We start from the raw sequence: 12,760 nt of genomic DNA on the forward strand, positions 1-12,760 counted from the left end.
GGTGGTGTTCCGCCCCCTGCTGCGCGCGCAGCTCGTCACCGACGTCACCACAGCGGTGCTGCTCGGAGGGCTGCTGACGCTCCTGCGTGCGTCCGCCGACCTGCCGTCCCTCTGGCTGGTGACGGTGGTCGGACTGAGCATCGCCCTCGCGATCCGTCGCCTGTCGCCGGGGCTGTCGCTCGCACTCTCGTGGGTGATCGCCGTCTTCGAGATGGTGACCATGCAGGTGCCGGACTACTCGAACGCGCTGCTCGCCGGCGTGCTCTTCACCACGAGCGCCTACGGCAGCAAGCGCGTCCGCATCGCCGGCCTGGTCTCGGCCATCGGCGGATCCGCGGTCGCGGCGGCGTACGTCGGGCTGTACGACCACCAGCGCCGCTCCGGCATCGAGACCGCCTCGTCGCCCACGCTCGAGACCCTGCAGGTCGTGCTCGCGACGTTCGCCGGCGTCCTGCTGCTGCTCCTGCTGCCGTGGCTCGCCGGACTCGTCCGCCGCGCCCGCCGGTCCGCGAGCATGAGCCGGGAGGCCCAGCTGGTCGCCGAACGGGATGCCGCACGCGCCGACCGTGCGGTCGCGGTCGAGCAGGAGCGGGTGCGGATCGCCCGCGACATGCACGACATCGTCGCGCACTCGCTGGCTGTCGTCATCGCCCAGGCGGACGGGGCACGCTACGCCGCCAAGACCGACCCCGCGATCGCGGACCAGGCGCTCGAGACCATCTCGAGCACCGCTCGCAGTGCCCTCGGTGACGTCCGCGAGCTGCTCGGCGCCCTGCGGCACGAGCAGGGGACCGCCCCGACGCCCGAGGCAGCCGACCTCGAGGTGCTCGTGGCCGAGATGCGCGAGGTCGGCCTCGACGTCCGTGTGGACCGGGAAGGCGACCCGACCGGTCTGCCCACGACGACCCAGCTCGCCGTGTACCGGATCGTCCAGGAGAGCCTGACGAACGCGTGGAAGCACGGGGAGAGCGGGACACCGGTCCACACCGCGCTGACCTACCGTCCCGACACCGTCGAGATCACCGTCGTGAACCGGCGCGCCGACGACGGCTCCAGCGGCCCCGGCACCGGGCACGGACTGGTCGGCATGCGCGAGCGTGTCACGATGACCGGGGGGTCGATGACGGCTGGGCACCGCGGTGACGACTTCGTGGTGGCCGTGCGCATGCCCGCGGTCCCCGCGAGCGGCCAGTTCCCCCGCGGCCGTATCACCCAGATGGAGCAGGAGCGCACCAGATGACCACGTCCCAGCCGACCGGTGGCCCGATCCGGGTCGCCCTCGTCGACGACCAGGCGCTCTTCCGCACCGGGATCCGGATGCTCATCGACTCACAGCCCGACCTGCAGTTCGTCGGTGAGGCCGGCGACGGGGCCGAGGGCGCCGAGCTCGTGCGGCGCACCGGGGCGGACGTGGTGCTCATGGACGTCCGGATGCCCGTGATGGACGGGATCACCGCGACCGCACGGATCGTCGAGCAGGGCGGGGCAGACGCCGCGAAGGTGCTCGTGCTCACCACCTTCGACTTCGACGAGGCTGCCGCGAAGGCGATCCGGGCGGGCGCGAGCGGCTTCGTGCTCAAGGATGCCGACCCGGAGTTCCTGCTCGCCGCGGTCCGGACCGTGCACGCCGGCACCGCCGTGTTCGCCGCCTCCGCCACCCGCGAGCTCCTCCGCCGGTACGACGACGGCGCGGCCCAGGCCGCCGCGGTGCCCGCCGCCTTCGCCGAGCTGACGCCCCGTGAGCGGGAGATCTTCGACCTCGCGGCACGCGGGTACAGCAACAGCGAGATCGCCCAGCACGAGTACGTCAGCGAGGCGACGGTGAAGACGCACATCTCGCGCGTGCTCAGCAAGCTCGACCTGCGGGACCGCGTCCGGCTCGTCGTGTTCGCGCACGAGCACGGGCTGGTGCCCAGGGCCGACTGACCCCGGCGTCGACCGGCGGAGCGACCCGCCGTCATCCGACAGGATGACCCCTCCACAGCACGTCGAGCCGAGCGGACCATCCACAGGAGCCGCGCGACGGACGCGGGACGCGCCTCCCGGCCGCCAGGCTCGGAGCATGACCACCAACCACACCCCGATCATCCGGCTCGACCACGTGTCCAAGCACTACGGCGACGCCGCCCGCCGCGTCACCGCGCTCGACGACGTCAGCGTCGACATCGGGGCGGGGGAGTTCACCGCCGTGATGGGGCCGTCGGGCTCCGGCAAGTCGACGCTCATGCACGTCGCCGCGGGGCTCGACGCGGTGAGCACCGGGCGGATCACGATCGACGGGGTCGACATCACCGGCCTCGGGGACCGCGAGCTCACCGAACTGCGCCGTCGCCGGCTCGGGTTCGTGTTCCAGTCCTTCAACCTCGTCCCGACGCTCGACGTGCGGGAGAACATCCGGCTGCCGTTCCTGCTCGGTGGGCACCAGCCGAGCCGGGACGAGTCGGCGTGGATCGACCGGCTCGTCGACCTGCTCGGCCTGGGTGACCGTCTGACCCACCGGCCGCACCAACTCTCCGGCGGACAGCAGCAGCGCGTCGCGATCGCGCGTGCGCTCGCGTCGCGTCCCGCCGTGGTGGTCGCGGACGAGCCGACGGGCGCCCTCGACTCACGCACCGGGCGTGACGTCCTCGCGATCCTCCGCGGCGCCGTGCAGGAGTGGGGGCAGAGCGTCGTCATGGTCACGCACGACCCGACGGCCGCCGCGAACGCGGACCGCATCCTCTTCCTCGCCGACGGGCGGATCGTGGACGACCGCCCGTCGATGACCGCCGCCGAGATCTCGGCGACGATGCTCGGGATGGAGGCAGCCGCGTGACCGGCCTGCGCACGTTCGCCCCGACGGTCCTCGTCGCAGCCCTCGGCACGACGTTCGGGTCCGCCCTCGTCATCGCTCCCGGCATCGTGACCCAGGCGATGGCTGCCGCGGGTCTCGACGACCTCGCACCCGTCCGGGCGATCCTGTCCGTCGTCGGGTGGCTCTTCCTCGGCATCGCCCTCTACGTCGGTGCGATCGTGACGGCGAACACCTGCGCCACGATCATCGCGGGGCAGACCCGCACGATCGCCCTCCAGCGGTTGATCGGGGCGACGGGCGCCACCCTGCGTGCCCGGACGATCCGCACCGGCCTCGTCGTCGGTGCCGTCGGCGGCGCGGTGGGCACCGTCGTCGGCACCGGGCTGTCCGCGTGCTTCGTCGCGGTCCTGCGGAGCACCGGCTTCCTCCCGGAGACCACCTACACGCTCGTCCCGTGGGAACTCGTGCTGCCGCTCGTCGCCGTGGTCCTGGCGACCTGGGGCGCGTTCGCGGCCGGGTCCCGCCGGGTGCTGACGGTCACGCCGCTGCAGGCGCTGTCATCGACCGTCGAGCCGAGCCACGCCGACGTCCGGTCGGGCCGGGCGCGGACGGTCTGGGCGGTCCTGCTCATGACGGTCGGTGCGCTGCTGATGGTGCTCGGTCTGGTCCTCAGCCCCGCCACGCCCGCGGCCGTCCTGCCGGCGGCCCTCGGCGGGTTCGTCTCCTTCGCCGGGGTCGCGGTCGGCGCGACGATCGTGATGCCCCCGGTCCTGCAGTTCATCGGTCGGATCGGGTCCCGTGACCCGGTCGTCCTGCTCGCCGGTCGCAACGCGATGCGGGCTCCGGGCCGGTCGTCACGGGCCACCATCGGGCTCGTCATCGGCGTGACCCTGCTGGTCACCTTCGCGGTCGCGCTCGGGATCATGCAGCACGTGGTCGAGACCCAGATGGCGGCGATGGGCGACGCTTCCCTGCCGGCGGACGCGGTCCAGGCGCAGCGGGACTTCTTCGTGCAGCTGAACGCCGTCGTGAGCGTGATCGTCGGGTTCTCCGCGGTGATCGCCGCGGTCGGCGTCGTGAACGCCCTCGCGCTCGGCGTGCTCCAGCGTCGTCGTGAGCTCGGCCTGCTGCGCGTCCTCGGGCTGACCGGGGCGCAGGTCCGACGCATGATCGTGACCGAGGCCGTGCAGATGGTCGTCGCCGCGGTCGTCACCGGACTCGTCCTCGGCACCCTGTACGGCTGGGTCGGCGGGCAGACGATGCTCGGCTCGCTCGGGACGGTCGTCACGCCCGTGCTGCCGCCGCTGACCGTCGCGGTCGTGGTGGTGGGGGCCCTCGTGCTCGCGGTCGTCGCCACGGTCGCACCGGTCCGGCGGGCCATGCGGGTGTCACCGACCGAGGCGCTCGCCGTCGACTGACCGCACGGGTCGGGAGGAGCGTCCGGGACGTCATCCACTTGCACCGCGCTGGTGTACCAGTGCTACGGTGGCAGCGATGTACTCGGCGCTCCTCCTCCTTCGCTGCCGCGACGAGGCCTGACACACGGCCCACCTCGTCGCGGAGTCCGTCGTGGCCCCCCACAGCGCCGATGCCGGCGAGACGACGAAAGCGACGACCATGCAGAACACCCAGCGCCCCTCCGGGATGCCGATCCACAAGTACGTCCCCTTCCACGAGCAGATCCGCGTCGACCTGCCCGACCGCACCTGGCCGACGAAGCGCATCGACCGGGCGCCTCGGTGGTGCGCGGTGGACCTCCGCGACGGCAACCAGGCCCTGATCGACCCGATGGACTCCGAGCGCAAGCGGGCCATGTTCGACCTGCTCGTCCGGATGGGCTACAAGGAGATCGAGGTCGGCTTCCCGAGCGCATCGCAGACCGACTTCGACTTCGTCCGGTCGCTCATCGAGGACGGCGCGATCCCGGACGACGTCACGATCCAGGTGCTGACCCAGGCGCGTGAGCACCTCATCGACCGCACGTACGAGGCGATCGACGGGGCGAAGCAGGCCATCGTGCACCTCTACAACTCGACGTCCATCGTCCAGCGCGAGGTCGTCTTCCGCACCGACGTGCAGGGCGTCGTCGACATCGCCGTCGCGGGCGCCCGGATGTGCAAGGCGGCCGAGGCCCGGCTGCAGCACGGCACGCAGGTGTTCTACGAGTACTCACCGGAGTCCTACACGGGCACCGAGCTCGAGGTCGCGGCGCAGATCTGCAACGCCGTGCTCGAGGTCTTCGAGCCGACCTCCGACCGCAAGGTGATCATCAACCTCCCGGCGACGGTCGAGATGGCCACGCCCAACGTCTACGCCGACTCGATCGAGTGGATGTCGCGCAACCTCGACCACCGCGAGGACGTCATCCTGTCGCTGCACCCGCACAACGACCGCGGCACCGCCGTCGCCGCCGCCGAGCTCGGCTACATGGCCGGGGCGGACCGCATCGAGGGGTGCCTGTTCGGCAACGGCGAGCGCACCGGCAACGTGGACCTCGTCGCCCTCGGCATGAACCTGTTCACGCAGGGCATCGACCCCCAGGTCGACTTCTCGGACATCGACCAGGTCAAGCGCACCGTCGAGTACTGCAACCAGCTGCCGGTGCCCGAGCGGCAGCCCTGGGCCGGCGACCTGGTCTACACGGCGTTCAGCGGTTCGCACCAGGACGCCATCAACAAGGGCTTCGAGGCGATGCAGGCCAAGGCCACCGCCGCGGGGAAGTCCGTCGACGACATCGCCTGGGCGGTGCCGTACCTGCCCGTCGACCCGAAGGACATCGGCCGCTCGTACGAGGCCGTCATCCGCGTCAACTCGCAGTCCGGCAAGGGCGGCGTCGCGTACCTGCTCAAGACCGACCACGCGATCGACCTGCCCCGCAAGCTGCAGATCGAGTTCTCCGGCGTGGTGCAGCAGCGCACCGACACCGAGGGCGGTGAGTTCTCGTCCGACCGGATCTGGGACCTGTTCCGCGACGAGTACCTGCCGGCCGACGACGAGTCGGACAAGTGGGGCCGGTACGAGATCACGAAGACGGCGACGTCGAGCGACTTCGACGGCACCACGGAGCTCCACGTCGCGATGCGAGTCGACGAGGGGTCCGTCGCCGCCGATGCAGTCGGCACCGGTCCGGTCGACGCCTTCCTCACCGTCATGCGGGAGCAGGGCGTCGCGGTCACGCTGTACGACTACTCCGAGCACACGATGAGCGCCTCGGGTGACGCGAAGGCCGCCGCCTACGTCGAGCTCGACGTGGACGGCACCCGGCTGTGGGGCGTCGGGATCGACGCCGACATCGCGACCGCCTCGCTCAAGGCGATCGTCTCCGCGGTGAACCGGGCCGTGCGCGCCGGGGCCGCGACCGGGACGCCGGAGCTGGTCACGGCGTAGGACGCCAGCGCTCTCGGGAGGCGCGGTGCGGGTCCGTCCCATACCGCGCCTCCCGTCTGTGGACGCGTCGTCGACCGGGCGGATCCCGTCACGCTCGGCGTCGTCCGTCGACGGCGGTGCGTCGAGCGGGTGGATTCGGTCACGCTCGGTGTCGTCCGGCGACGGGATCTGCCCGCCGGACGGAACTCACGCGGCGTGTCCTGCCCGCTCCGCGCTCCGCGCTGGCCGCGCCGCCGGCACCCGCTGTCGGCGCCGCGGGGGATACTGGGGCAATGCCGCTGTACCGGGACGAGTGCGTCGTGCTGCGCACCCACAAGCTCGGCGAGGCCGACCGCATCGTCACCATGCTGAGCCGGCAGCACGGCAAGATCCGGGCGGTGGCCAAGGGGGTACGGCGCACGGCGTCGAAGTTCGGGTCGCGACTCGAGCCGTTCATGGTCGTCGACGCGCAGTTCTACGAGGGTAGGTCGCTCGACATCGTCACCCAGGCCGAGAGCCTCGGCTCGTACGGCGCCCAGATCGTCACCGACTACGGCGCCTACACGGCGGCCAGCGCCATGGTCGAGACGGCGGACCGGTTGAGCGAGGCGGACGCCGGGCTCCAGCAGTACCTGCTGCTCGTCGGTGCCCTGCGCTCACTGTCCAGGCACGAGCACGTCGTCAGCGCCACGCTCGACTCGTACCTGCTCCGGGCGATGAGCATCGCGGGGTGGGCGCCGTCGTTCGGCGACTGTGCGGTGACGGGGGAGCCCGGGCCGCACACCGCCTTCGTCGTGCAGCTCGGCGGGGTGGTGGCGGACCGTGCAGCGCCGCCCGGGACGCCCCGGCTCGACACCGACACGCTCGGCCTGCTCGGGGCACTGCTCGCCGGGGACTGGTCGACCGTCGACGCCTCCGACGAGCGGACGCGGTCGCGGGCCTCCGGCGTGGTGGCGGCCTACGCCCAGTGGCACCTGGAACGATCGCTCCGGTCACTGCCCCACGTGGACCGCAGTGAACACCCCGCTCCGGTCGCACCGACCCCCGGTGGGGTTCCGGCAGCCGTGGTCGCCACCCCGGCGCCCGCCGTGCCCGTCACGTCCGATCACGAAGGAACACCTGCATGAGCCCGCGCCGGTCCGCGTCCGAAGCCGTGTCCGAGGGACTGCGACCCGTCGACTGGACGGGGGAGCAGCCGCCGGCGATCCCGGCGCAGTTCGTCCCGGAGCACGTGGCGATCGTCATGGACGGCAACGGCCGCTGGGCGAACCAGCGCGGCCTGACGCGGGTCGAGGGGCACAAGGCCGGCGAGGCCTCGCTGCTCGACGTCGTCGCCGGCGCGATCCAGATCGGCGTCAAGCACGTCTCGGCGTACGCGTTCTCGACCGAGAACTGGAAGCGGTCGCCGGACGAGGTCCGCTTCCTGATGGGCTTCAACCGCGAGGTCATCCACCGCCGTCGCGACCAGCTGCACGCGTGGGGTGTCCGCGTGCGGTGGGCCGGCCGGCGACCCCGGCTCTGGCGGAGCGTCGTCGACGAGCTGCAGACCGCGGAGCGGATGACCGCCGACAACGACGTCTGCACCCTCACGATGTGCGTCAACTACGGTGGGCGGAACGAGATCGTCGACGCGGTCCGGGGCATGGCCGAGGACGTCGCCGCCGGTCGGATGAAACCGAGCCAGGTGACGGAGAAGGCCCTGGCGAAGCGGCTCTACGTGCCCGAGCTGCCCGACGTGGACCTGTTCCTGCGGAGCTCGGGCGAGCAGCGGACGTCGAACTTCATGCTGTGGCAGTCCGCGTACGCGGAGATGGTGTTCCTCGACCAGCTCTGGCCGGACTTCCGCCGCACCGACCTGTGGGGAGCGATCGAGGAGTACGCGCGCCGCGACCGACGCTACGGCGGCGCGGTGGACGCACCGACCGCCTGACGGGAGGCCCGTGGCGGGGCAGCCACGGGCCTCCCGTCCGACCCGTGGCCGGCCGCACAGCCGTCGGTGCCGACACGAGACCCGTGCCACGGACAGCGCGCCGCGCCTCACGTGAGCAGGTGCGCCACCCCACCGACCGCCTCCAGCGCCGCCCGCACGCTCGGCACGCGGTCCGCGCCGCGGGAGACCACGACCTCGACCCGTCGTGCCAGCGCGTCGTCGGCCGGCGTGACCGCCACACCGGACGGTACGACGGTGGTCGACAGCGCCAGCCGGGGCAGCAGGGCGACGCCGAGCCCGGCCGCGACCAGCCCGACGACCGCCGCGGCGTTGTCGGTCTCGAGCACGATCTCCGGCGTGAACCCGGACGCCGCGCACGACGCGAGCAGGTGCCCGCGGCACCGCGGACAACCGCCGATCCACCGGGCGTCCCGGAACGCGGCGAGGTCGGCTGCCCGGTCCCCGGGCGGCACCGCACCCGCGGCGGTGACGAGCGCGAGCGGATCGCGCCCGAGCACGCGCGTGGTCAGGGTCGGATCGTTCGCGGAGTCGTCCTGCAGTGCGTGCGAGAAGGTCAGGGCGACGTCGACCTCGCCGCGCCGGAGCAGTTCGACGGCCTCGGGGGGCTCGGCCTCGACGTACGACGTCACCACCCCGGGGCTGTCCGTCGCCAGCGCCGCGAGCACCGGGGGCACGAGGGTCGACGACGCGCTCGGGAAGCCGGCGAGCCGCACCCGCCCGCGGGCGAGACCGCCGACCGCGTCGAGGTCCTCTCGTGCTGCGGCCAGGGCCGCCTCGACGTGCAGGGCGTGGTCGGCGAGGACGCGTCCGGACTCCGTCAGGGTCGCACCGCGGCCGCCGCGGAGCACGAGGTCGTGTCCGAGCCGCTGTTCGGCGCGTGTGAGCAACTGGCTGACGGCGGGCTGGCTGTAGCCGAGCGCCGCGGCCGCACGGCTGATCGACCCGCCGTCGCGCACGGCGAGCAGGACCCGGAGCAGCTGCGGTTCGATGGCCTCCACAACACGATGTTATGGGTCCCCGAAGAAGCCTGCCCTGGCGTGATGGCGCCGGCCGTCGGAGCCTGGGGGCATGGACTCCTTCGTCGACGGATCGGGCTACCTCGCCGCCTGCACCGCCGGGCTCCCCACGCTCGGCACCCTGGCCGCACAGCGGGCGGACCTCGACGCGTGGTCGCGCGCCGCGACCTCGCCCGCGACGTACGGCGCCCTGGTCGAGGAGGGCCGTGAGCTATTCGCGGGCATCGTCGGCGTGGACGCCGCACGGGTGGCGACGGGGTCGCAGACCTCGGCGATGGTGGCACTCGTCGCTGCGTCACTGCCGGACGGTGCCGAGGTCGTCGTCCCCGACGGCGACTTCTCGTCCGTCGTCTTCCCGTTCCTCGTCCAGGCGCACCGCGGCGTCACGGTCCGCAGTGTCCCGCTCGAGCGACTCGCCGACGCCGTCCGCCCGGGCACCGCGCTCGTCGCCTGGTCCGCCGTGCAGTCCGCCACCGGCGTGGTGACCGACCCCGCCCCGGTCCTCGACGCGGCGCGCGCCTCCGGTGCCCTCACCCTCTGCGACCTCACCCAGGCCGCGGGCGTCCTGCCGGTGTCCGCCGCGCCGTTCGACGTCACGGTCACGCACGCCTACAAGTGGTTGTGCGCACCGCGCGGCGTCGCCTTCGCGACGTTCTCCGACGCGGCGCTGGAGCGCGTCCGCCCCGTGCAGGCCGGCTGGTACGCGGGAGCGGACGTCTGGTCCTCGTGCTACGGCCCGACCATGCAGCTCGCCGACGACGCCCGCCGTTTCGACGTGTCCCCGGCATGGCAGGCGTGGCCGGGGGCGGTCGCCGCCCTGCGACACCTCGCGTCCGTCGACGCCGGTTCGGCCTGGAGGCACGCGACCGGTCGCACGGACCGGCTCGCCGACGCGCTCGGGACGCCCCGGTCCGGTCAGGCGATCACGACCTTCCCCGACCCGGACGGATCGGCCCTCCGCGCCCTGTCCGCGGCGGGGGTCACGGCGAGCGGACGGGCGGGCCGGCTGCGCCTGGCCTTCCACCTGTGGAACGACGACGCCGACGTCGACCGGGTCGTCGCGGTGCTGGGTGCGGTGGAGGGGTTCCGTCCCGCGGGGTGAGCCGGCCCGTCCACGGGTGCCGCGACCGGCGTCCGTCGGTCGCCGCGGGGCCGGTACGCTTGCCCGGTACCGTTCCCGCACCGGGCACCCAGTCCGGCGAACTCAGGAGTCCTCTTGGCACCGTCCTCCCGTCTCGACAGCGTCATCGCCCTGGCCAAGGGCCGTGGCTTCGTCTTCCAGTCGGGGGAGATCTACGGCGGATCCCGCTCCGCGTGGGACTACGGGCCCCTCGGCGTCGAGCTGAAGGAGAACATCAAGCGCCAGTGGTGGCAGCGGTTCGTCCGCGGCCGCGGCGACATGGTCGGCCTCGACTCCGCCGTGATCCTGCCCCGCAAGGTGTGGGAGGCCTCGGGTCACGTCGCCACCTTCACCGACCCGCTCGTCGAGTGCCTGCACTGCCACCACCGGTTCCGCGAAGACCACCTGCTCGAGGCGTTCGAGGCGAAGAAGGGTCGAGCGCCCGAGGGCGGCATGGCCGAGGTGCCGTGCCCGAACTGCGGCACCCGCGGTGAGTGGACCGAGCCGCGCGAGTTCTCCGGCATGCTCAAGACCTACCTCGGCCCGGTCGAGTCCGAGGAAGGGCTGAACTTCCTCCGCCCGGAGACGGCGCAGGGCATCTTCGTCGACTTCGCGCAGGTCGTCACGACGAGCCGCATGAAGCCCCCGTTCGGCATCGGTCAGGTCGGCAAGGCGTTCCGCAACGAGATCACGCCCGGCAACTTCATCTTCCGCACGCGCGAGTTCGAGCAGATGGAGATCGAGTACTTCGTGCCGCCGGCCGACGTCGACACGCACTACGAGCAGTGGATCGCCGACGCGGTGGCGTTCTTCACCGACCTCGGCATCGACCCCGAGAACCTGCGGCGCTTCGACGTGCCCGACGGCGAGCGCGCGCACTACTCGGACGCCACCGCGGACATCGAGTACCGCTTCGGGTTCGCCGGCTCCGAGTGGGGCGAGCTCATGGGCGTCGCGAACCGCACCGACTTCGACCTGAACAACCACATCGAGTCGTCGGGCAAGGACCTGCGCTTCTTCGACCAGGCCGCGAACGAGAAGTACGTGCCCTACGTCATCGAGCCGTCGTTCGGGCTCACCCGTGCGCTCATGGCGTTCCTGCTCGACGCGTACCACGAGGACGAGGCCCCGAACGCGAAGGGCGGCGTCGACAAGCGCACCGTCCTGCGCCTCGACCCGCGCCTGGCGCCGGTCAAGGCCGCGGTGCTCCCGCTGTCCCGCAACGAGCAGCTGTCGCCGGTGGCGCGCGGGCTCGCCGACGACCTGCGGAAGCACTGGAACGTGGACTTCGACGACGCCGGCGCGATCGGTCGGCGCTACCGTCGCCACGACGAGATCGGCACGCCGTTCTGCATCACGGTCGACTTCGACACGCTCGACGACAAGGCGGTCACGGTGCGTGAGCGCGACACCATGTCGCAGGAGCGCGTCTCGCTCGACCAGCTGCAGGGCTACCTGGCGCAGCGCCTCCTCGGGGCGTAGCGCGCGGCTGCTGCGGCAGTACCGAACCACGGAACCGACAACGAACCAGCGCCCCTGCCTGGTTCGTTGTCGGTTTCGTGGTTCGACCTCGGAATAGCACCGACCGCCCGGCGTTGGAGCAGCCGTGAACGAGTCTGTGAAGGTCGATGTCTGGTCGGACATCGCATGCCCCTGGTGCTACATCGGCAAGCGGAAGTTCGAGGCCGGCGTCGCCGCGTTCGCCTCCTCGCCCGACGCCCAGCCGGTCGAGGTCGAGTACCACTCCTTCGAGCTGAGCCCGGACACCCCGGTCGACTTCGAGGGCACCGAGGCCGAGTTCCTCTCGCAGCACAAGGGCCTGCCGGTGCAGCAGGCACAGCAGATGATCGACCAGGTCGCCGGCATCGCCTCGTCCGTCGGGCTGCACTACGACTACGACGCACTGCGCCACACGAACACCGTCAAGGCGCACCAGGTCATCCACCTGGCGAAGCAGCACGGCAAGCAGCTCGAGATGGTCGAGCGCCTCTTCACCGCGTACTTCGAGCGCGGCGAGCACGTCGGACAGGACGAGTCCCTGGCCGACCTGGGCGCCTCGATCGGTCTGGACCGCGACGAGGTCCTGGCGACCCTGCGCGACGACGCCCAGCTCGCCGCCGTCCGTGCCGACCAGGCCCAGGCGCAGGCGTTCGGGATCAACGGCGTCCCGTTCTTCGTCATCGACGGCAAGTACGGCGTCTCCGGCGCACAGGACCCGGCGGCGTTCGAGCAGGTGCTCCGCCAGGTCGTCGCCCTCCGCGACGTGACGCCCGAGGAGCTCGCGGCGCAGCAGCAGCGCGCCGCGGACGACGCGACCGCGGATGCGGAGGCGACCCGGTGACCGGCGTGACGACGACCGGCCCGGTCGAGCCGGGCCTCCAGGCCGACGACCGGGAGGCGCGACCCGCCCTGCTCACGCTCGTCACGCCCGGCGGTGCGCCGGTCTGCGAGGGTGACAGCTGCTTCGTGCCCGGTGCCGAGGGCGACTGGACCGAGGTCCCCGACTGAGCCGT

The 12,760-nt window shown here is 72.2% G+C and carries 12 protein-coding genes; 11 read left to right on the top strand and 1 reads right to left on the bottom strand.

All coding sequences use genetic code 11. The features are described 5' to 3' along the window. Nucleotides 1-4: 4 nt before the first annotated feature. From ACIQFY_RS00870 to ACIQFY_RS00900, 7 genes are all read left to right on the top strand, one after another. Entirely contained in the window at nucleotides 5-1,240 is a 1,236-nt protein-coding gene (locus ACIQFY_RS00870; protein ID WP_144411283.1) for a sensor histidine kinase, read from the top strand. After that, nucleotides 1,237-1,926 carry a response regulator gene (locus ACIQFY_RS00875; protein WP_066653881.1) on the top strand — a complete coding sequence of 230 codons (690 nt, stop codon included), beginning with the start codon at nucleotides 1,237-1,239 and terminating at the stop codon, nucleotides 1,924-1,926. The genes ACIQFY_RS00870 and ACIQFY_RS00875 overlap by 4 nt, the downstream gene beginning before the upstream one ends. Nucleotides 1,927-2,062: 136 nt before the next feature. Beyond that, nucleotides 2,063-2,815 carry an ABC transporter ATP-binding protein gene (locus tag ACIQFY_RS00880; protein WP_251154955.1) on the top strand — a complete coding sequence of 251 codons (753 nt, stop codon included), beginning with the start codon at nucleotides 2,063-2,065 and terminating at the stop codon, nucleotides 2,813-2,815. Next, nucleotides 2,812-4,212 (top strand): FtsX-like permease family protein, encoded by a 1,401-nt coding sequence (locus ACIQFY_RS00885; RefSeq protein ID WP_400337866.1) that lies wholly within the window; start codon nucleotides 2,812-2,814, stop codon nucleotides 4,210-4,212. Before ACIQFY_RS00880 ends, ACIQFY_RS00885 begins: the two co-directional genes overlap by 4 nt. 199 nt (nucleotides 4,213-4,411) lie before the next feature. Beyond that, the gene (gene leuA / locus ACIQFY_RS00890) at nucleotides 4,412-6,181 is read left to right on the top strand and encodes a 2-isopropylmalate synthase (protein ID WP_400337869.1); all 1,770 of its coding nucleotides are present in this window, start codon (nucleotides 4,412-4,414) and stop codon (nucleotides 6,179-6,181) included. A gap of 272 nt (nucleotides 6,182-6,453) precedes the next feature. Beyond that, a complete protein-coding gene (gene recO, locus ACIQFY_RS00895) occupies nucleotides 6,454-7,287 on the top strand; it encodes a DNA repair protein RecO (protein WP_400337872.1) in 834 nt (277 codons plus the stop codon). Beyond that, nucleotides 7,284-8,090 carry an isoprenyl transferase gene (locus ACIQFY_RS00900; RefSeq protein ID WP_066653897.1) on the top strand — a complete coding sequence of 269 codons (807 nt, stop codon included), beginning with the start codon at nucleotides 7,284-7,286 and terminating at the stop codon, nucleotides 8,088-8,090. Before recO ends, ACIQFY_RS00900 begins: the two co-directional genes overlap by 4 nt. A 107-nt stretch (nucleotides 8,091-8,197) precedes the next feature. Here ACIQFY_RS00900 and ACIQFY_RS00905 read toward each other — a convergent pair whose 3' ends face one another. Then, a complete protein-coding gene (locus ACIQFY_RS00905; RefSeq protein ID WP_400337875.1) occupies nucleotides 8,198-9,109 on the bottom strand; it encodes a LysR family transcriptional regulator in 912 nt (303 codons plus the stop codon). A 70-nt stretch (nucleotides 9,110-9,179) separates the two neighbouring features. On the opposite strand from ACIQFY_RS00905, the gene ACIQFY_RS00910 reads away from it, so the two are divergent. From ACIQFY_RS00910 to ACIQFY_RS00925, 4 genes are all read left to right on the top strand, one after another. After that, complete coding sequence (locus ACIQFY_RS00910; protein WP_400337878.1) at nucleotides 9,180-10,229, top strand: aminotransferase class V-fold PLP-dependent enzyme; 1,050 nt, start codon at nucleotides 9,180-9,182, stop codon at nucleotides 10,227-10,229. A gap of 114 nt (nucleotides 10,230-10,343) precedes the next feature. Next, nucleotides 10,344-11,729 (top strand): glycine--tRNA ligase, encoded by a 1,386-nt coding sequence (locus tag ACIQFY_RS00915; RefSeq protein WP_066653905.1) that lies wholly within the window; start codon nucleotides 10,344-10,346, stop codon nucleotides 11,727-11,729. Nucleotides 11,730-11,853: 124 nt separating this feature from the next. Continuing rightward, on the top strand, nucleotides 11,854-12,588 hold the full coding sequence (locus ACIQFY_RS00920) for a DsbA family protein (RefSeq protein WP_400337881.1): 735 nt from the start codon (nucleotides 11,854-11,856) through the stop codon (nucleotides 12,586-12,588). Next, complete coding sequence (locus tag ACIQFY_RS00925; protein ID WP_158407743.1) at nucleotides 12,585-12,755, top strand: hypothetical protein; 171 nt, start codon at nucleotides 12,585-12,587, stop codon at nucleotides 12,753-12,755. The genes ACIQFY_RS00920 and ACIQFY_RS00925 overlap by 4 nt, the downstream gene beginning before the upstream one ends. Nucleotides 12,756-12,760: the final 5 nt, after the last annotated feature.

Origin of the sequence: Curtobacterium sp. NPDC092190 (assembly GCF_044755625.1) — a bacterium.
Lineage (GTDB): Bacteria > Actinomycetota > Actinomycetes > Actinomycetales > Microbacteriaceae > Curtobacterium.